Genomic DNA, 18,469 nt, shown 5'->3' on the forward strand with positions numbered 1-18,469 from the left:
GCCGGAGCCGTCGGAGTGATGTCGTGAGGATCCTGCACACCTCGGACTGGCACCTGGGGCGCTCGTTCCACCGTGTCCCGATGCTCGATGCGCAGGCGGCGTTTCTCGACCACCTGGTGGACACGGTGCGGGAGCACGAGGCCGACGCGGTCGTCGTGGCGGGCGACGTCTACGACCGTGCCGTGCCGCCGCTCTCCGCCGTCCAGCTGTTCGACGACGCGCTGCACCGGCTGGCCGAGGCCGGCGTTCCGACCGTCATGATCTCCGGGAACCACGACTCCGCCCGCAGGCTCGGCGTCGGCGCGGGCCTGATCGCACGGGCCGGCATCCACCTCAGGACCGATCCGGACGACTGCGCCACCCCGGTCGTGCTGCACGACGAGGGGGGCGACGTGGCGTTCTACGGACTGCCCTACCTGGAACCCGCCCTCGTCCGGGACAGCCTGGGTGCCGCGAAGGCCGGACACGAGGCGGTCCTCACCGCGGCCATGGACCGGGTACGGGCCGATCTCGCCACCCGGCAGGACGGCACCCGCTCCGTGGTCCTCGCTCACGCCTTCGTGGCGGGCGGCGAACCCAGCGACAGCGAACGCGACATCACCGTCGGCGGTGTCGCGGCCGTCCCCGCGGGTGTCTTCGACGGCGTCGACTACGTGGCACTCGGCCATCTGCACGGCTGTCAGACGGTCACGGAACGCGTCCGCTACTCGGGCTCGCCGCTCGCCTACTCCTTCTCGGAGCACACCCACCGCAAGACGATGTGGCTGATCGACCTGGGCGCAGGCGGGGACCTCCGCGCCGAACGCGTCGACTGCCCGGTCCCGCGCCGGCTGGCGCGGCTCCGGGGACGCCTCGGCTCGCTGCTCGACGACCCGGCGCTCGAACGGCACCGCGATTCCTGGGTGGAAGCCACCCTCACCGACCCCGCGCGCCCGGAGGAGCCGATGGCCCGCCTGCTCGAACGCTTCCCGCACACCCTCAGCCTGGTCTTCGAGCCCGAGCGCGCTCCGCAGGACCCCCTCGCGTCGTACGCGCAGCGGCTCAAGGGGCGTGACGACCAGCAGGTGGCGGAGGACTTCGTGGCGCATGTGCGCGGCGGGAGCGGCCCCAGCGCACAGGAGCGGAAGGTGCTGCGCGACGCCTTCGACGACGTACGGGTGAGCGACGGGATCGACGAGGTGTCCCGTTGAGGCTGCACACGCTCACCCTGACCGCGTTCGGACCCTTCGGCGCGACGGAGGAGGTCGACTTCGACGCACTCTCCTCGGCCGGCATCTTCCTGCTGCACGGCCCGACCGGCGCGGGCAAGACCTCCGTGCTCGACGCCGTCTGCTACGGCCTCTACGGAGCGGTGCCCGGAGCCCGGCAGAGCCCCGGCACCTCGCTGCGCAGCGACCACGCCCCGGTGGACCGGCCGACCGAGGTGCGCTTGGAGCTGACCGTCGGGGGGCGCCGCCTCGAAGTGACCCGGCGGCCCGCGCAGCCCCGCCCCAAGAAGAGGGGCGGCGGCTTCACCACGGAGAAGGCGCAGAGCTGGTTGCGCGAGTACGACCCCGAGCACGGCTGGCAGGCACTCAGCCGGTCCCACCAGGAGATCGGTGAGGAGATCGGCGGCCTCGTCGGGATGAGCCGTGAGCAGTTCTGCCAGGTGGTGCTGCTGCCCCAGGGGGACTTCGCGCGCTTCCTGCGCGCCGACGCCGAAGCGCGTGGCAGGCTGCTCGGAAGGCTCTTCGACACCCGTCGCTTCGCGGCCGTCGAGGAGCGGCTCGCCGAACAACGACGGGCGGCCGAAGCCCGGGTCAAGGCCGGGGACCAGCAGATCCTCTCGCTCGCCCAGCGCATCGCACAGGCGGCCGGCCCGGCGGCGGACGAGGCGGGGCTGCCCGAGACGCGGCCCGGGGAGCCCGGTCTCGCGGAGGGCGTCCTGCAGTGGGCCGCCGTCGCGCGCAGCGGAGCCCGGGAACGACTCGACATCGCCCGCTGCGTCCTGGCCGGTACGGAGGAGCGGAACGCCGCCGCACGCCTGAGGCTCGACGACGAGCGCGAACTCGCCCGGCTCCAGCAGCGGTACGAGGAGACCCGCCGCCGTGCCGCGGGACTGGAGGACCGCCGGGCGGAGCGCGACCGCTGCCACGAACAGCTGACCCGCGCGCGCAAGGCGGACCTGGTCGCCCCGGCACTCGACCTGCGCGACGAGGCCGAGCGGGCCCACCGCGCGGCGTCCGGCGCGCGCGAGCGGTCCTGCGCCGGGCTGCCCGGGGAACTGGGCCAGGCGGGCTTCGAGCAACTGGCCGCAGCGGAACGGGGGCTCCGGGCGGAACTGGGAGGACTCGACGCGGCGCGCCGCGCCGAACGGCGCAGCAGGGAGATCGACGCCGAGCGGGCCGGCCTGGAGAGGCAGTCCCGGTCCGACGACGAACTGATCCAGGAAGCGGGGCAGTGGCTGGCCGGGTGGGACGCCGTCCACCGCCGCCTCAGGGAGGACGTCGAGGCGGGGCAGGACGCGGCGACCCGCGCGGAGCAACTGGCCGGCCGGCTCGCTCCGGCGCGCGGAAGGCTCGAAGCCGCCCGTCGGCGCGACGCTCTCGCGGCCCAGGAGGAGACGGCCGGTGCGACCCTGACCGCGGCGCGAGAGCGCGCCGTGGAGGCGCACGAGACCTGGCTGGCACTCCGGGAGCAGCGGCTGCGCGGCATCGCGGCGGAGCTGGCCGGCGGGCTCGTCGACGGCGAGGCCTGCACGGTGTGCGGCTCGGTCGAGCACCCGGAGCCCGCCCGCGCGGGGGCCGGTCACGTGGACCGGGCCACGGAGGAGGCGGCGCTCGCCGCGCACCAGCGTGCCGACCGGGCCCGTGCCGGGGCGGAGAACGAGCTCGGCGTCCTGCGCGAACGGCTCACGGCGGCACAGGCGGAGTCGGCGGATCCGGCGGACGGAACCGGTGCTCCCGGCACTCCTTCCCATGCCTCCGTCGCCGGGCTCCAGGAGGCCGTCGACCTGCTCACCCGGGAGCACGCGGACGCCCACCGGCTGGCCGCGGGCACGCACGCGGCCAGGGAGGCCCTCGCCACCGCCGAGCGTGAGCACCTCGGCCGCCTCGACGACCGCCGGCAGGCGGAACGGCGCGCGGCCGCCCGCACCTCGCAGCGGGAGGCGCTCGACCGTGAACAGGCCGGGCTGGAGAAGGACCTGGTCACGGCCCGTGGGGACTGCGCGTCCGTGGCCGAGCACGCCGCTCTGCTCGAACGCCGCGCCGGGCTGCTCGCGGACGCCGCGGAGGCGCTGCGCGCCGAGCAGGAGGCGGCACGGCGGCTCAAGGAGGCCGACGGCAGGCTCGCCGACGCCGCCTTCCGGGCCGGTTTCGACACCCCGAGCGCAGCCGCCGCGAAGCTTCTCGGCGACAGCGCGCAGCGGGAGCTCCAGCACCGTGTCGACGCGTGGCAGACGGAGGCCGCGGCGGTCGCCGACCGGCTCGCGGAGGAGGACGCCCGGGCCGCCGCCGAGCGTCCTGCCGCGACGCCTGACGTGGCGCAGGCGGCGTACGACCTGTCCGCGAGGCAGCTGAGGGAGAGCGCCGCGGTGCACGACGCCGCGCAGGAGCGCGGTGCGGAGCTCGGCCGGCTCTCGCGCCGTGCCGAGGACGAGGTGCGTGCCCTGGGGCCGCGGCTCCAGGAGTACGAGCGGGTGGCCAGGCTCGCCGGCCTGACGGCGGGTACCTCCGCGGACAACGAGCGCAAGATGCGGCTCGAGGCGTACGTCCTGGCGGCCCGCCTCGAACAGGTGGCCGCCGCGGCGACGGCCCGTCTCCAGCGGATGTCGGCCGGCCGCTACACGCTGGTCCACTCCGACGAGCGCAGCGGTGGCCGCAGGGCGGGGCTCGGCCTGCACGTCGTCGACTCCTGGACGGGCCGGGAGCGCGACACGGCCACGCTGTCCGGGGGCGAGACCTTCTTCGCCTCGCTCGCCCTGGCGCTGGGCCTCGCCGACGTGGTGACGGACGAGGCGGGCGGTGTACGTCTGGACACGCTCTTCATCGACGAGGGCTTCGGCAGCCTGGACGACCAGACGCTGGACGAGGTGCTCGACGTCCTCGACTCCCTGCGCGAACGCGACCGCAGCGTAGGCATCGTCAGCCACGTGGCCGATCTGCGCCGGCGCATCCCCGCCCAGCTCGAAGTGGTGAAGGAGCGGCACGGTTCGGCGGTGGTCCACCGGGTGGCCGGCATGCTCAGCGGCTGACCGCCCGACGGGGGAGGGGCGAGGAGTAGACGATGCTGGTGGTCACCGCACCGAGGGCGCCGATCCTCCCCGTGACCTCCTCCAGGTGACGCATCGACCTGGCGTTCACCTTCAGGACGAAGCAGTCGTCCCCGGTGACGTGATGGGCCTCCACGATCTCGGGGGTCGTGTCCGTCAGGTCGTGGAACGGCTTGTAGTTGCCGTGGGGATAGCGCAGCCGCACGAGCGCGAGGATCGGCAGTCCCAGCCGCTCCGGGTCCACCACGGCGGTGTATCCGCTGATCACCCCCGCCTCCTCCAAGCGGCGGACCCGTTCGGTGACGGCGCTCGGGGACATCGCCACGGCGCGGGCCAGCTCGGCGAAGGTCGCGCGTCCGTCGCGCTGGAGGACATCGAGGATGCGCCAGTCTGTGGCGTCCGGGGAATACTCGGTCATGGGGTCACACAACAGGGGAAGTCCTCGTCGATCAAGCGATGTGCCGGGGATCACTCCTTCCTGTCGATGGGGATCGGCCGTAGATTTCTGGACATGACTTCACAGAGCGTCACGGCAGCCAACGCCGTCCTCCGAGTACCGCCCGCCTCCCCGGCAGCCGCCGCGGCGTACTTCGCAGCCTCACTCGCCTTCCACGCGGACGTCTCGGACGTGGCTGCCGCTCTGGAGGCCGGCGGCGACCCCGGGTTCGTCGTCCTGGACTCCCGGTCCACCGAGTCCTGGGACCAGGGGCACGTCCCCGGTGCGGTACACCTGCCGACCGCCCTCATCGCGGAGCAGGCGGCCCGCCTCCTCGACCCGGGCGTGCCGGTGATCACCTACTGCTGGGGACCGGGCTGTAACGGAGCGACCCGCGCGGCTCTGGCGCTCGCCGAACTCGGCTACCCGGTCAAGGAGATGCTCGGCGGATTCGAGTACTGGGTGCGCGAGGGCTTCGCCTTCGAGACCTGGGAGGGGCCCGAGCGGCGCACCGCAGACCCGCTCACGGCGCCCGCGGGCGGCGAGGACTGCGGCTGCTGAACCGGTCACTCACGGCTCCGCGCCGGGAGAAGCGGTGGTCGGGGGCGGTCCCGGCGAGGAACGCCGTTCAGGACCGGCCCCCGAGGAGCGCGGCGAACAGGTCCTCGCCGTCGTCCCCCTCAGGGAGGCCGCTGACCTGGCCGTCGCCGACCTCGACCACCCGCCACACCCCGTCCTCCCGCAGCGCCATGTCGGTGGTCACCCATCGGCAGCCGAGCGTACGGACCGCCTCGCCGACGGCGTCGAGTGCGGGTTCCGGGACCAGGCCGGGCGTGTCCGGATGGGCGGTCACCCGCACCGCCTCGCCGTCCACCCACCACACCCGGGCCTCACCGTCCGGCACGAACCGCTCGTACGCGCGCAGCACCAGCCCGCCGGCCAGGAAGTCCCCCTGCAGTTCGGTGAACCGGCCGACGACCTCCGCGAGCCGGCCGGCATCCTCGGCCTGCGGCACGAAGCACGCCTCGTGCCACTCGTGCTTACGGGACTTCACGTAGTCCTTGACGATGCAGGGGCCCGAGCCGAGGGCTGAGGCCAGCCCGGCCCGGAGGGCGGGTTCCGGGGGTGCGGATCCGGCCGGCAGGGCCTGCCAGACGCTGCGTGGAGTGAGGGCGGCGAACGTCTCGTACCAACCGGGGAGTTCATGGGCGGTGCGGTAGGCGGCGGCGTTCGTGAGCAGCGAGCAGCCACGGGCGAGGAGGGCGTGCTCCAGGCAGTCGTAGCGGGCGGACGGAATCATCCAGCCCCGGTACCAGTACGGCCCCGGGTCCCGCCCGGCCCGGCCGACGGCGGACTCGGCGTCCCCGGCCAGCAGCGCGTCGTGGTCGACCAGGACGATCCGCCCGCCGGCCCGCCGGGCGGCGGCCGCCTCCCGGGCGAAGTGGGGATCCGGATGCCGAGGCCGCAGCGGGTCCTGGCAGAAGAGGAATCCTGGCCGGGTCATGCGGAGTCCGTCCTTCGGGTCGGGAGAGGATGAGCGGTGCCGGGGCGCGCGTCCGCGAACACCCCGGCACCGGAGGCATCAGAGCTTGGACAGCTCGTCCACCAGGTCGTCCAGCCCGAGCGACCCCTGCGACAGGGCCGCCATGTGCCAGGTCTTGAGGTCGAACGCGTCGCCGTGCGCCTTCCGGGCGTTCTCCCGGCCCAACAGCCAGGCACGCTCGCCCAGCTTGTAACCGATGGCCTGCCCCGGCATCGACAGATAGCGCGTCAGCTCGCTCTCCACGAAGTCGGCCGGCCGGCCGCTGTGGCTGCCGAAGAACTCCTGGGCCAGATCAGGCGTCCAGCGCTCACCCGGATGGAACGGCGAGTCCGCGGGGATCTCCAGCTCCAGGTGCATGCCGATGTCCACGATCACCCGGCAGGCCCGCATCATCTGCGCGTCCAGATACCCGATCCGGCGCTCGGCGTCCGGCAGGAAGCCCAGCTCGTCCATGAGCCGCTCCGCGTACAGCGCCCAGCCCTCGGCATTGGCACTGACGTGGCCGATCGACGCCTGGTAGCGGGAGAGGCTGTCCGCGACGTGGGTCCACTGCGCGATCTGCAGATGGTGGCCCGGCACCCCCTCGTGGTACCAGGTGGACACCAGGTCGTACACCGGGAAACGGGTCTCGCCCATGGTGGGCAGCCAGGTGCGGCCGGGGCGCGAGAAGTCCTCGGAGGGGCCGGAGTAGTACGGAGCGGCCGCTCCGCCCGGGGGAGCGATGCGGGACTCCACCTTCCGCACCCGCTCGGCGAGCGTGAAGTGGGTGCCGTCGAGAGCCTCGATGGCTTCGTCCATCAGGCCCTGGAGCCACACCCGTACCTCCTCCACGCCCTCGATGTGCTCGCCGTGCACGTCGAGGTGGGCGAGCGCCTCCCAGGGGCCCGCACCGGGAAGGATCTTGTCGGCCTCGGCCTTCATCTCGGCCAGCAGCCGGTGGTATTCGGACCAGCCGTAGGCGTACGCCTCGTCGAGATCCAGGTCCGTGCCGTTGAACTGGCGGGCCCAGCGGGCGTAGCGCTCGCGGCCCACGGTGTCGGGGGCGCCCTCGATCGCGGGGGCGTACACATCCCGCATCCAGTCCCTCAGCGCGACCAGGGCCGAGGCGGCCTCCCCGGCGGCCTCGTCCAGCTCCGTACGCAGCGACGCGGGTCCACCGGCCGCGAAGTCCTGGAAGAATCCGGGGCCTTCGCCCTCCCCGGCCCAGGTGCCCAGCTGCCCGATGAACGTCGCGGCCGGGCGCGGACCGCCGTAGAGCTTGCGCTCCAGACCGAGGGCGAGCGAGGCGCGGTACCCCTCCAGCGCGGCCGGAACCGCTCGCAGGCGGTCCACGACGGCGGCCCAGTCCTCGTCCGTCGCCGTCGGCGTCGCCGAGAACACGTCACGGAGGCTGTGCGCCGGAGAGTGGATGTTGGAGACGGCCCGCAGCCCCTCCTCGGCCTCGTGGACGGCGAGTTCGGCGTTCAGGCGTTCCCGCAGCAGTCGCGCGCAACGCCTTTCCACGTCGGTGTCCGCACCTGGTACCCGCTCGGCGGCGTCGAGTTCGACGAGCGTCCTGCGGATGAGGCCGGCGATGGCCTCCTGACCGGCGGGCGAGAAATCGGGCAGCCGGCGGGAGCTTTCCGCGACACCGAGATAGGTACCGGTGATCGGGTCGAGTTCGATGTATGCGTCGACGTAGGCGTCGGCGACCTGGCGCGGCAGTGCGCTGCTCGATGTGTCTGACATATGGACATCCTCGTACGCGGGAGGCCCTCCCGTCACGGGGAAAAGGCTTTCTCCCCGGGGGAGGACCTCAGGGAGCCGAGGGGCCGGGGCGGGTGTCAGGGGCGTCGGCGGTCTGCCGCGCGGCCGTCGCGGGCGGCATCAGCGGGCCGCACTCCCACTGCTGGAAGATCAACCTGGTCTCGACACGTGCCACCTCGCGGCGTGAGGTGAACTCGTCGAGCACCAGGCGCTGCAGGTCGGTCGGGTCCGCGACGGCCACGTGCACCAGGTAGTCGTCGGGCCCCGTGAGATGGAAGAACGCCCGGGACTCCGGCAGTGCCCTGATCCGTTCGACGAACGGACCGATGAGCTCCCTGCGGTGCGGCCGGACCTGCACCAGCAGCAGCGCCTCCAGGCCCCGGCCGAGCCGTGCCGGATCCAGCCGCAGCCGGTGGCCGAGGATCACGCCCGAGCGACGCAGCCGTGCCACGCGGTCCAGGCAGGTGGACGGCGCCACTCCGACTTCGGCGGCGAGCTCCCGGTACGTCGTCCGGGCATCGTTCTGCAGGAGGCGCAGAATGTGCAGATCGACCGGATCCAGTGCGACTGATTCAGGCATCGCGCGAACGTAGCACGGGATACGGGTGCCTTCGGCCGCTCCCTGTTCAGTCTGGTGACATGGACACCGAAGCCTCCTCGCTGACACCCCAGCCCTCCTTCCGGTCCAGGGCCCTCGCCACCGAAGCCGTGCACGCCGGACGCGACGATCTCGCCTCTCTCGGTCTGCACGCCGCACCGATCGACCTGTCCACCACCTACCCCTCGTACGACTCCCGCGGCGAGGCCGCGCGCATCGACGCCTTCGCGGCCACGGGAGCCAGGCCCGACGGCCCGCCCGTGTACGCACGGCTGGACAACCCGACGACCGCCCGCTTCGAGACGGCGCTGGCCCGGCTGGAGGGTGCCGGGAGCGCGGTGGCCTTCGCCAGCGGAATGGCGGCGTTCACGGCCGTCCTGCTGGCCCGCGCGAGCCTGGGCCTGCGCCATGTGGTCGCGGTGCGCCCCCTGTACGGCTGCTCCGACCACCTCCTGGGCGCCGGCCTGCTGGGCACCGAGGTGACATGGACGGACCCGGCGGGCATCGCCGACGCGATCCGCCCGGACACCGGACTGGTGATGGTCGAGACGCCGGCCAACCCGACGCTGGCGGAGCTCGACATCAGGGCCGTGGCGCACGCGTGCGGCTCGGTACCGCTGCTCGTCGACAACACCTTCGCCACCCCCGTGCTGCAGCGGCCCCTCGAACACGGCGCGCGCATCGTGCTGCACAGCGCCACCAAATACCTGGGCGGACACGGCGACGTGATGGGTGGTGTCGTCGCCTGCGACGAGGAGTTCGCCGCGACCCTGCGCCAGGTGCGGTTCGCCACCGGGGGTGTGCTGCACCCGATGGCCGGCTATCTGCTGCTGCGCGGGCTGTCCACCCTGCCGGTGCGGATCAGGGCCGCGTCCTCTTCCGCGGCGGAACTGGCCCGCAGGCTCTCGGCCGACCCCCGGGTCGCACGGGTGCACTACCCGGAGATCGGCGGCGCGATGGTGTCGTTCGAGGTGTTCGGGGATCCTCACCGGATCATCGCCGGAGTCCGGCTGATCACCCCTGCCGTGAGCCTCGGCAGCGTGGACACGCTCATCCAGCATCCGGCCTCCATCAGCCACCGCATCGTGGGTGAGGGAGACCGGAGGGCCGCGGGTGTCGGCGACCGCCTGCTGCGTATGTCGGTCGGTCTCGAGGACGTCGAGGACCTCTGGGCCGACCTCTGCCAGGCGCTCAGTGACCGAAGCGCTGTTCCGCCGGTGCGGTCCACGGCAGCGGCCGGGACGTCGACGGAGCGCCCGGCGGGGTCGCCGACCCCGTCGCCGCGGGCCGGTCGGACTGCCGGGCGGGTGCCGGGGCCAGCCGCGCGGTGATGACCAGGGTGCCTTCCTCGATCTGGTAGTCGAGGGGCAGCGAGAGCGCCCGCATGGCGGCCACCATCCCCGTGTTGTGGGCCTGCGTCACCGCGTACACGCTCTCGCAGCCCGCCTCGACGGCCAGGGCCACCAGCCGGCCGAGGAGCTCGGAACCGATTCCCCGGCGCTGCCAGTCGTCCTCGACGAGGAGCGCCACCTCGGTCTCGTCCCCGTCCCAGAGCAGATGACCGAGCGCCACCATCCGGCCGGAGGCCGTCTGCACGGCGAGGGTGCGGCCGAAGCGCGGGCTGAGCAGGTGGTCCAGATACCGGTCGACGTCACGGACCGGACCGTGGTACCGCAGGCCGAGGGTGCGGTCGGAGCAGCGGCCGTGCAGGGCGAGCGCTGCGTCGAGGTCGTCACGGTCCGCGCGCCGCACGGTGATCTCGTTGCCCTCGGGCAGGGTGAGGACGTCCTCGCTGCGCGGCACGCGGGGGCCGAGCCGGGCGTCCAGCTCGACGAGGGCCCGGGCGCGGGCGAACTCGGTCGGAGTGAAGGCGAGGTAGGGGCGCTCGACGGTGATGACGCCGCCCGACGGGTCGCGGAGCCGCATCACGGTGTCCTCGAGGACACCTTCCACGGGCGCGCTCTCGCCGGTGGGGCGTCCGGTGATCGACAGGGCGGGCAGCGAGTGGATGGTGCACCGGCCCAGGAGCTGGCGCAGTGCCAGGGGGAGTTCGGCGGCGTCCAGCGCGGTGCGCGTGGCCAGTCCGAGGACCCGGGTGGGTGTGTCCACCAGGTCGTGCGCGTCCGCGCGCTCGATCCAGGTGGAGGACCCGCCTGCGGCGGAGATCTCCCGCGTGAGCTGCTGGGCCGGCAGCGCCGCGGGGGCGCGCAGCAGGAACTCGTCGACCGTGCCCTCGGCCAGCGGGTGGGTCTGCAGGGTGAGGATGTCCACGCGGTGACGGGCAAGAGCGGTGCAGAGCGCGGCCAGCGCCCCGGGGGCGTCCCGCACGGTCGTCCGCATCCGCCACAGCACCGTCTCGGTGGCCGCGTCGGCATCCGTGTCGGAGGCGGGCAGCTCCGGACCGGCGCCGGTGCCGGTATCGGAGGCCGGGGGCGGTGCGTGGCTGTGCCGGCGTGCCCACCATGTGTGGAACGCGGCCGTGGCGGCCAGGGCCACGGCCGAGGCGATGAGCAGATACGGGCCGTCGGGCTGGTGCCCGATCAGGTTGGCGATCGCGTCGGCCACGGCGACGGCGGTGAAGAGGGCGGCCAGCTCGATCAGGTCCCGCCGCCAGTGGTGCGGACGGCGGGCACTCTTCGCGGATGTCACATCAGTCATGCATTCACTGTGACCGAACGGTGTTGCCTGATCACGAACGCTTTGTGACTGATGGGTTACGTGTGGATCTGGTCGCCTTCAACACCTTTTCCCGGCCACCTCGTCTCCCGGTCCTCGTTCCCCGGGTCCTCGTCTCCTGTCCCCTGGTTCCCCGTCCCGTGCGGGCCCGCCGCGGGAGCGACCGGACCGACGGCGAACCGTGTCCGCTCACTGTCCGACGCGTCCCGGCTGCAGCACCTTGCTGAACAGCACCGCGCCGCCCTGCGCCCGGAGCCGCACGGTCAGCTCCCCGCTCCCGCCGTCGATGTCGACCTCGCCGAAGAACTGCGGGGACTCCATGGGGGAGACATTGGCCCGGTCCGGTGCCCGGACGAAGACCCGCTCGGGGCCGAACGTGGCGTCCAGCGCGTTGGCGGGGAAGCCACCGGCCGCCAGCGGCCCCGAGACGAACTCCCAGAAAGGCGCGAAGTCCTGGAAGGCGGCACGCTCGGGCGCGTAGTGCTGCGCGGAGGTGTAGTGCACGTCGGCCGTCAGCCAGACGGTACCGGTGATACGCCGGTGCTTGATGTGGCGCAGCAGCTCGGCGATCTGCAGCTCCCGTCCCAGCGGTGCGCCCGGGTCGCCCTGTGCGACCGCCTCGTAGTCCGTGGTCCCGTCCGGGACCACCAGCCCCAGCGGCATGTCGGCGGCGATCACCTTCCACACCGCACGCGACCGGGACAGTTCGCGCTTGAGCCAGCCGAGCTGCTCGGCGCCGAGGATGCCCGTGGTGTCGTCGGGCTGCCGGCCGGGGGAGTTGGCGTTGCGGTACGACCGCATGTCCAGCACGAACACGTCGAGGAGCGGACCGTGCCGTACGACGCGGTGCATGCGCCGCTCGTCCGGCGACGCCTGGAGCGTGGGGACGGGGAAGTACTCGCGGAACGCCCGCGTCGAACGGGCGGCGAGGAGATCCACGTTCTTCTCGGTGTACCGCACGTCGTCGAGGATCTGCCCGGGATACCAGTTGTTGCGCACCTCGTGGTCGTCCCACTGGACGATGCCGGGCACCTGCGCGTTGAACGCCCGCAGGTTGCCGTCGAGCAGGTTGTAGCGGAAGTTCCCGCGGTACTCGTCCAGGGTCTCGGCGACCTTCGACTTCTCCGGGGTCGTGATGTTGCGCCAGATCCTGCCGTCGGGCAGCGTCACGCTGGGTTCGAGCACCCCGTCCGCGTAGATGTTGTCGCCGCTGCACAGGAAGAAGTCGGGATCCAGGCGGCGCATCTCGTCGTAGACCCGGTAGCCGCCGATGTCGGGGTTGATGCCCCAGCCCTGCCCCGCGATGTCGCCGGACCAGAGGAACCGCACCCCGTCGCGGCGGCCGGCGGGGGCCGTGCGGAAGGTGCCGTACACCGGCCCTCCCGTGCGCCGGGGGTCGTGCGGGTCGGCGAGCGTGACGCGGTAGTGGATCTGCTGACCGGCCGGCAGTCCGTGCAGCGGCGTCGTCCCGGTGAAGTCCGTGCCGGGCCCGATCAGCGGGCCGTGCCAGGTCCTGGCTCGGCGGAAGGACTCGGTCGCCGAGGTCTCGACCAGCATCCGGGCAGGGCGGTCCGAGCGCACCCACACCAACGCCGACGACGCCGTCACGTCACCTGCCTGCACCCCCCACGACGCGCTCGGCCGGCCGGACAGTGCCAAGGCGGGCGGCGTGGCGAACACCCCGGGCGCGGCGGCCGCGGCCGAGACGACGAGCGAGCCGCGCAGGACGGAGCGGCGGGCCGGGGCCGGGACGAGAGGACGGTGCGACATCGATGCGCCTCCAGGGCGAGCGGTGCTGCCGGAACAACGGATCCGTACGGGCGGGTTGTGGACCCATGCCTAGTCCCCGGCGGCAGCCGGTTCCCCAACCGCAGATGAACAACCGGGTCCGCGGTGCCTACCCCCGGGCCTCCCGGACCGCCTCGGCCAGGAGCCGGACGCCGAGCTCGACGGCGGCGGGAGCCAGATGTGCGTATCCGAGCACCAGGCGGACCGTGCCGTCGTCCACGCCGTCGTCCGCGGCCGCGCAGTCGCTCAGCGGGCGAAGCGCGATGCCCGCGGAGGCCGCGCACCGCAGCAACGCGTCCTGCGGGCCGTACCGTTCGGGCAGCCGGGCGATGATGTGCAGCCCCGCGGAGATCCCGCTGACCTCCGTCCCCGGGAAGTGCGTGGCCAGAGCCCCTGTCAGGGCGTCCCTGCGCTCCCGGTACGCGCGCTGACAGCGCCGGAGCTGCCGGTCGTAGGCGCCTCCGGTGACGAAGTCCGCCAGGACCGCCTGGTCCACCGACGGATTGCCGAGGTCCATGGTGCGCTTGAGGGCGACGATCTCGTCGGTCATCGACGCCGGGGCGATCAGCCAGCCGAGCCGGAGGCCGGGGGCCAGGGACTTGCTGACCGATCCGGTGTACACGACGTGTTCCGGGTCCAGACCCTGCAGAGCTCCGACCGGTGCCCGGTCGTAGCGGAAGTCGCCGTCGTAGTCGTCCTCCATGATCACTCCCGAGGTGTCACGCGCCCAGTCGAGCAGGGCCGCGCGCCGCTCCGCGGAGTACGCGATGCCGGTGGGGAACTGATGGGCCGGGGTCGTGACCACCGCGCGTACGCCGGAGCGCAGCAGCGGCCCGACGGCCAGACCCTCGTCGTCGAGCGGCAGGCCGATCGTCGTCAGGCCGGTGGACGCGAACAGCGAGGCGTGCTCGGGGCTCCCGGGGTCCTCCGTCCCTACACGCGTCGCACCTCGTCCGCGCAGGACGAAGCCGAGCAGGGTCGTGGCCTGGGCGACACCCGAACACACCACCACCCGTTCCGGATCGGCCACCACGCCGCGGCGCCGGGCGAGCAGGGACGCCAGTGCCACGCGCAGCTCCGGCAGGCCGCGCGGATCCGGGTAGCCGAGGGCGCTGTGCGGCAGACGGTCGAGGGCAGTGCGATGAGCCGCCGCCCAGGCACTCCGTGGGAAGAGCGCGAGATCAGGGGTGCCGGGGCGGAAGTCCACCCGTGCGCCGGGCGCGCGCGGCGACAGATCCCGCACCGCACGGGCGGCGGGCCGCACCGTCCCGCTCACCCAGGTGCCCGCGCCCCGGCCGGAGCGGAGATAGCCCTCCGCCGTCAGCTGCTCGTACGCCTCGGTCACCAGGCCACGGGAGACCCCCAGATCGGCGGCGAGTTCACGACTGGCCGGCAGACGGGTACCGGCCGCCAGACGGCCTGAGCGCACAGCGTCGCGCAGGGCCGACTGCAGGGCGCGTCCTCGCCCGCGTGCGGGGGCGGACGCGGCCGGGAGCAGCAGTTCCCAGGCAGCGGAAGCAGGCAGCTCCCCTGCCGCGGCGGCGGGTCCCGGCGTCGGATTGGTCCCGGAAGACGTCATGGAAGTGGACCTTAAACCGGACCGCGGCGGAACCTAGCGTCGCCCTCATGAACACCACACCCCTGCGAGGGGCCCTGCTCGCGGCCTTCGCCTGCGTCCTGGTCGGCGCCTCCTTCACGGCGAACAGCGTCCTCGGCGACTACCCGTACGCAGGCGGCCAGGCGCTGCGGTACGGTCTGGCCGCCCTGCTGCTCCTGCCGCTCCTGCGCCAGGGCGGCAGCCCGGGCATCGCCGGCGTACCGGTGATGCTCACCCGGCGGCAGTGGGTGCGCCTCGGGGTGCTCGCCGCCGTCGGAATGGTCGGCTTCAACCTTGCTGTCCTGGCAGCCGAACGGACGGCGGAACCCGCGGTGCCGGGGGTGCTCGTCGGCTGTGCGCCCATCGTCGTCGGCGTCCTCGTCCCCGCGCTGGAACGGCGCCGGCCCGCTCCGGCAGTCCTTTACTCGGCGGGCCTCGTGGCCGTCGGGGCGTTCACCGTCCAGGGCTGGGGCAGGACCGATCTGGCGGGGGTGCTGTTCTCGGCGGGCGCGCTGGGCGGGGAGGTCGGCTTCGCGGTCCTCGCCGTGCCACTGTTGCGCCGCCTGGGACCGAAACTGCTGTCGGCCGCGGTGTGCGCAGCCGCTGCAGCGGAATCGGTCCTGCTCGGCATCCTCCTCGACGGGGCGGGGTTTCTGCGCGTGCCCACCGGGGTGGAGACGCTCGCGCTGCTCTGGCAGGCGGTGGTGGTGACCGTCATCGGCTTCGTGTGCTGGTACAGCGGAATGCGGCGCATCGGTGCAGAACGCGCGACGCTCTTCTCCGGACTGATCCCCGTATCGGCGGCGCTGACCGCACCACTGGCCGGTACGGGGACGTACGGCGTGGGGCAGGGAGCGGGGAGCCTCCTGGTGGGCCTGGGGGTCGTGCTCGGCTCGGGGCTCCTCGGCCGCGGCGGGAACGCGTCGTCAGCGGCTCGTGTCGAGGACGACCCGCGCCACGGCGGCCGGGTCGTCGTTCATCGGGACGTGGCCGCATCCCGGAAGGCGCACGAGCCGGGCACCAGGGATGACCTGCTTGGCCCTGACGCCCTGCCGGCGCAGAAGAAGACGGTCCTTGACGCCCCAGGCGACGGTGACGGGGAGGCCCGGCACGTCGTCGGTGAACGCGACGGTCAGTCCCGCTTCGAGCGTCTGACGGAAGCCGGTGGCCTCGCGCAGGGCGACGGTCTCGGACACGACCGCACCGGGCGAACGGCGGCCGGGGCGGGCGTAGATGGTGCTGGTCAGCGCGGTGCGGCCGGGTGAGCTCTTGGCGAGCTGCTCGATGAGCGGCATCGGCATCGAGAGCGCGGCCCCGCGCATCGCCCGTAGCACTCCGAACGCGTACCGGCGCTCGATCGGCGTCCAGAAGCCTGCGGGGGACAGTGCCGTCACCGATCGCACCAGCTTCTCGCGGCCCAGCTCCAGGGCGAGCAGACCTCCCAGGGAGTTCCCGGCCACATGGGGGCGGTCCACACCGAGCGCGTCGAAGAGAGAGCCGAGCAACGGGACCATGGTTCCCAGGCCGTAGTCCAGCCCGTCCGGCAGCGCGGGAGAGGCCCCGAAACCGGGCAGGTCGACGGCTATGACATCCCGCTCCGCCGCCAGGACGCGCAGCACCGGATCCCAGGCCTGCCGGTGATGGCCGATGCCGTGCAGCAGCACCAACGGCTCACCGCTGCCGGTCCGTTCGTACGCCACCTCGACCTGGCGGGGACCGGCGGGGGAGTCGACTGCGAACGAGACCGTGGTGGTCATGCTGCTCCTCGGGAAGGACCTGCCGGACTGGACATCGCTCAAGGGACGGGCCGTCAGCAATGATTACCGCCGGGTAGCTTGTAGTTCAAGGGGTGAGGACGCTTCCGCCGTTCAGCCCGGGTGGGGTGACGATCGAGCGGCCCGCGTGCTTCCGCCTGCTGTCAGCCCCCGCTGTCAGCCGGACCTGTGCCGCCTCCCGGCAGACCCCCCTGGCAGACCCCCGGCAGTCCTGTCGGCCTTCTGCGGTCTCCCGGCAGCCCCTCGGCCTCCCTGCCGGCCCTCTGCCGAACATCCCGCCGGCCCTCTGCCGAACATCCCGCCGGTCATCAGTCGGCCTTTTTACCGGCCGAGGATCTGCGCGTCGGGTTCGAACCGGGTTCGAACCCGGTCCTGGCCTCCGGGTGTGGGGCGACGATGTCGTCGAGGCCGGTGAAGTGGTGATGTGGTGCGACGTCGTCGCGTCGGCCACCACGTCGTGCAGGAACTGGCTGCACGACACCGGATGCATCTCCCGGAGAGAGGGATGCCAGGTCGTTCGCCGCATCCAGGTCGTGTGCCGCATCCGGGTATCCCGGCTGCAGCAGACGGAGCACTGCCGCGAAGAGCCCGCCACCGTAGGTGCGGACGAGTTGCTTGCAGTCGGCCGGCAGGACGATGCCCAGCTCTTCCTTCACGGCGGCCCATTGCGCGGTACGGCCGCCACCGAAGGGCAGGTGACAGAGGCGCGCCGACGGCTCGGTATGGCGCAGGCCGCGGGCCGTTCGCATGTCACCGGCCAGGGCGCTGGACCGTGACGGCGTCCTGGTGGAGTCCAGCACCACCGCCCGCATCACGTCGCCGGCCGCGGCGCGGGGTGCGTCCGACCATCAGGAGGGGTGCTTGGCCTGGTCGAGGTCCCACGCAGGTCGGAGGTACCGGCCACCGCTCCTCGTGCGGTGGTTCTCGTGTTGCCGTCCCTCACCGCTGTGCGAACGTCCCGTGAACGCTCTGCGCCAGGGGGCTGTTCCGCTGCGTCACGGGATGAGGATTGGTCTTGACCAAGGTGGTTCGTCGCCCTAAGGTCTGAACGATAAGGCAGGAACCTTTAATAAATAACGTCGCGGAAAATGCAACCGGGCGGATGCGGAGGACAGGGTGGGGACCACGCAGCTGGAGTCGGTGCAGGAGCCGAAGTACTGGCACCTCAAGACCGTGCTCAGTGAGGCGCTCGACTCGGACTTCGCGGTGGGGGAGGTACTGCCCAACGAGCGGGATCTCGCGGCGCGTTTCGGTGTCGCCAGGGCGACACTCCGGCAGGCGCTCGAGCAGCTCGAGCTCGAAGGACGTCTGCAGCGACGCCGAGGTGTGGGAACGACCGTGGCCCCGCCACGCGTCGGAGTGGCCGTCGCCACCGCCCAGCACGGCTGGGCGGACGGGGACACGGACGGGGCATGGCAGCCCGTCGAGTGCACCCTCGCCACCGCTCCCGCCGCCGTGGCTGCCGTGCTCGACGTGGAGGAAGGGGAGGCCGTGCACGTGGTGCGCCGCACCCGTGTCGCCCAGGGCCAGGCCGTGGCGGCGGAACTCCTGTACATCCCGACGTCGTCCGTGCCCGAACTGTCCGCCATCGAGGCGCCGTCCGGGCCTGCCAGGGCCCGTGGCGTCCTGAGGGAACTGCACCGTGCCGGCCTCGACGGGCAGGACCGCTCGGTAGAGCTGGGATCCGCACGTGCGGACGACGCCAAGGAGCTCGACCGGCTTCCGGGCGCTCCGGTACTCGTGGTCACGACGAGGTACTTCACGACCGTCGGCACGGCGGCTGTCTCCGTCGCCACCTACCGGGCCGACACGTGCCGGCTTACCTTCGGTGATTCCGGAGCGCTGGAGATCAGCCACGACGAGCAGGAGCGCAAGGCCTCCTGAAAACGTCGGGACGCTCGTCGACCTGAGAGGCCGGCGAGCGTGCTCTTGTGGCCTGCGTGCCCGGATGGCCTGCGTGTCCGGATGGCCTGCGTGTCCGGATGGCCTGCGTGTCCGGATGGCCTGCGTGTCCGGATGGCCTGCGTGTCCGGATGGCCTGCGTGTCCGGATGGCCTG

13 protein-coding genes and 2 pseudogenes are annotated in these 18,469 nt (G+C 72.7%); 6 read left to right on the plus strand and 9 right to left on the minus strand.

All coding sequences use genetic code 11. The features are described from left to right. Positions 1-23 precede the first annotated feature (23 nt). Entirely contained in the window at positions 24-1,190 is a 1,167-nt protein-coding gene (locus tag ACFC51_RS33870; protein ID WP_376375411.1) for an exonuclease SbcCD subunit D, read from the plus strand. Beyond that, positions 1,187-4,234, plus strand: a complete 3,048-nt coding sequence (locus ACFC51_RS33875; protein WP_376532577.1) for an AAA family ATPase — start codon at positions 1,187-1,189, stop codon at positions 4,232-4,234. The genes ACFC51_RS33870 and ACFC51_RS33875 overlap by 4 nt, the downstream gene beginning before the upstream one ends. Here ACFC51_RS33875 and ACFC51_RS33880 read toward each other — a convergent pair. Beyond that, positions 4,224-4,670: an Lrp/AsnC family transcriptional regulator gene (locus ACFC51_RS33880; protein ID WP_376375416.1), complete on the minus strand. Its 447-nt coding sequence runs from the start codon at positions 4,668-4,670 to the stop codon at positions 4,224-4,226. The genes ACFC51_RS33875 and ACFC51_RS33880 overlap by 11 nt on opposite strands. A gap of 93 nt (positions 4,671-4,763) precedes the next feature. Here ACFC51_RS33880 and ACFC51_RS33885 point away from each other — a divergent pair, with 93 nt between their 5' ends. Continuing rightward, complete coding sequence (locus ACFC51_RS33885; RefSeq protein ID WP_376375419.1) at positions 4,764-5,249, plus strand: rhodanese-like domain-containing protein; 486 nt, start codon at positions 4,764-4,766, stop codon at positions 5,247-5,249. Positions 5,250-5,316: 67 nt separating this feature from the next. Here ACFC51_RS33885 and ACFC51_RS33890 read toward each other — a convergent pair whose 3' ends face one another. From ACFC51_RS33890 to ACFC51_RS33900, 3 genes are all read right to left on the minus strand, one after another. After that, positions 5,317-6,192 carry an ATP-grasp domain-containing protein gene (locus ACFC51_RS33890; RefSeq protein WP_376532579.1) on the minus strand — a complete coding sequence of 292 codons (876 nt, stop codon included), beginning with the start codon at positions 6,190-6,192 and terminating at the stop codon, positions 5,317-5,319. 78 nt (positions 6,193-6,270) lie between these two features. After that, positions 6,271-7,959, minus strand: a complete 1,689-nt coding sequence (locus ACFC51_RS33895; RefSeq protein WP_376532581.1) for a DUF885 domain-containing protein — start codon at positions 7,957-7,959, stop codon at positions 6,271-6,273. A 67-nt stretch (positions 7,960-8,026) separates the two neighbouring features. Then, complete coding sequence (locus ACFC51_RS33900) at positions 8,027-8,557, minus strand: Lrp/AsnC family transcriptional regulator (RefSeq protein ID WP_376532583.1); 531 nt, start codon at positions 8,555-8,557, stop codon at positions 8,027-8,029. A gap of 59 nt (positions 8,558-8,616) precedes the next feature. Between ACFC51_RS33900 and ACFC51_RS33905 the strand changes: the two genes are divergently transcribed. Further along, positions 8,617-9,906 carry a trans-sulfuration enzyme family protein gene (locus tag ACFC51_RS33905; RefSeq protein WP_376532585.1) on the plus strand — a complete coding sequence of 430 codons (1,290 nt, stop codon included), beginning with the start codon at positions 8,617-8,619 and terminating at the stop codon, positions 9,904-9,906. On the opposite strand, the pseudogene ACFC51_RS33910 reads toward ACFC51_RS33905, so the two are convergent. From ACFC51_RS33910 to ACFC51_RS33920, 3 genes and pseudogenes are all read right to left on the minus strand, one after another. Then, positions 9,812-11,224 (minus strand): annotated as a pseudogene (locus ACFC51_RS33910) (GNAT family N-acetyltransferase); the annotation flags it as partial. The gene ACFC51_RS33905 and the pseudogene ACFC51_RS33910 overlap by 95 nt on opposite strands. A gap of 216 nt (positions 11,225-11,440) precedes the next feature. Beyond that, positions 11,441-13,021, minus strand: coding sequence for an alkaline phosphatase D family protein (locus ACFC51_RS33915; protein ID WP_376375433.1), 1,581 nt, complete (start codon positions 13,019-13,021; stop codon positions 11,441-11,443). Positions 13,022-13,148: 127 nt separating this feature from the next. Continuing rightward, on the minus strand, positions 13,149-14,618 hold the full coding sequence (locus tag ACFC51_RS33920; RefSeq protein WP_376532587.1) for a PLP-dependent aminotransferase family protein: 1,470 nt from the start codon (positions 14,616-14,618) through the stop codon (positions 13,149-13,151). Positions 14,619-14,665: 47 nt separating this feature from the next. On the opposite strand from ACFC51_RS33920, the pseudogene ACFC51_RS33925 reads away from it, so the two are divergent. Continuing rightward, positions 14,666-15,466 (plus strand): annotated as a pseudogene (locus ACFC51_RS33925) (EamA family transporter); the annotation flags it as partial. Between the two features lie 96 nt (positions 15,467-15,562). Here the strand turns inward: ACFC51_RS33925 and ACFC51_RS33930 are convergent. Continuing rightward, positions 15,563-16,393 carry an alpha/beta fold hydrolase gene (locus ACFC51_RS33930; RefSeq protein WP_376375438.1) on the minus strand — a complete coding sequence of 277 codons (831 nt, stop codon included), beginning with the start codon at positions 16,391-16,393 and terminating at the stop codon, positions 15,563-15,565. A gap of 326 nt (positions 16,394-16,719) precedes the next feature. Beyond that, the gene (locus ACFC51_RS33935) at positions 16,720-17,214 is read right to left on the minus strand and encodes a hypothetical protein (RefSeq protein WP_376532589.1); all 495 of its coding nucleotides are present in this window, start codon (positions 17,212-17,214) and stop codon (positions 16,720-16,722) included. A 313-nt stretch (positions 17,215-17,527) separates the two neighbouring features. Here ACFC51_RS33935 and ACFC51_RS33940 point away from each other — a divergent pair, with 313 nt between their 5' ends. Next, positions 17,528-18,295, plus strand: a complete 768-nt coding sequence (locus ACFC51_RS33940) for a GntR family transcriptional regulator (protein WP_376532591.1) — start codon at positions 17,528-17,530, stop codon at positions 18,293-18,295. The last annotated feature ends 174 nt before the right edge of the window (positions 18,296-18,469 follow it).

The organism is Streptomyces sp. NPDC055962, from assembly GCF_042270185.1.
GTDB lineage: Bacteria > Actinomycetota > Actinomycetes > Streptomycetales > Streptomycetaceae > Streptomyces.

What these genes read in the sequence shown, in the direction of transcription:
- ACFC51_RS33880 (WP_376375416.1), bottom strand. Translation starts at nt 4,670, where the DNA reads ATGACCGAGTATTCCCCGGACGCCACAGACTGGCGCATCCTCGATGTC.
- ACFC51_RS33885 (WP_376375419.1), top strand. Translation starts at nt 4,764, where the DNA reads ATGACTTCACAGAGCGTCACGGCAGCCAACGCCGTCCTCCGAGTACCG.
- ACFC51_RS33890 (WP_376532579.1), bottom strand. Translation starts at nt 6,192, where the DNA reads ATGACCCGGCCAGGATTCCTCTTCTGCCAGGACCCGCTGCGGCCTCGG.
- ACFC51_RS33895 (WP_376532581.1), bottom strand. Translation starts at nt 7,959, where the DNA reads ATGTCAGACACATCGAGCAGCGCACTGCCGCGCCAGGTCGCCGACGCC.
- ACFC51_RS33900 (WP_376532583.1), bottom strand. Translation starts at nt 8,557, where the DNA reads ATGCCTGAATCAGTCGCACTGGATCCGGTCGATCTGCACATTCTGCGC.
- ACFC51_RS33905 (WP_376532585.1), top strand. Translation starts at nt 8,617, where the DNA reads ATGGACACCGAAGCCTCCTCGCTGACACCCCAGCCCTCCTTCCGGTCC.
- ACFC51_RS33915 (WP_376375433.1), bottom strand. Translation starts at nt 13,021, where the DNA reads ATGTCGCACCGTCCTCTCGTCCCGGCCCCGGCCCGCCGCTCCGTCCTG.
- ACFC51_RS33920 (WP_376532587.1), bottom strand. Translation starts at nt 14,618, where the DNA reads ATGACGTCTTCCGGGACCAATCCGACGCCGGGACCCGCCGCCGCGGCA.
- ACFC51_RS33930 (WP_376375438.1), bottom strand. Translation starts at nt 16,393, where the DNA reads ATGACCACCACGGTCTCGTTCGCAGTCGACTCCCCCGCCGGTCCCCGC.